This is a genomic window from Pseudomonas sp. PME37.24/025, assembly GCF_055556615.1.
In genome coordinates this window covers 1-251 of record NZ_JBVHNK010000386.1, presented here as the reverse complement: position 1 = coordinate 251, position 251 = coordinate 1, and the positions used below count along the sequence as shown (strand labels likewise).

At 59.0% G+C, this 251-nt stretch carries 1 protein-coding gene; it reads left to right on the top strand.

Annotated elements, in window-relative coordinates; translation table 11 throughout:
• The coding region (locus ACZ3HH_RS30795) for a hypothetical protein (RefSeq protein WP_465810469.1) at positions 1-251 on the top strand (251 nt) is incomplete at both ends.

Below are 251 nucleotides of genomic sequence, written 5' to 3'. Positions count from 1 at the left end.
GGGAACTTGCGATCACGCATCGCGGTACTGAACTCGACACCTTCATAGACGAGTACTTCGACAACACCGAGCGGAACGTTCTGTTGGTGGCGGGAGCGGGCTTCGATCCTCGCAGCGGACTAATAGCGACGCAACTCGCGCGTTCGAAAGAGGCAACAGTCTCCGCCTTGTTCATCACCGAAGTCCGCAGCGATTCGGACACGCACCTCGCCAGTTTGGCTGAGGCCAACTCGCGGGATTTGAAGGCCACC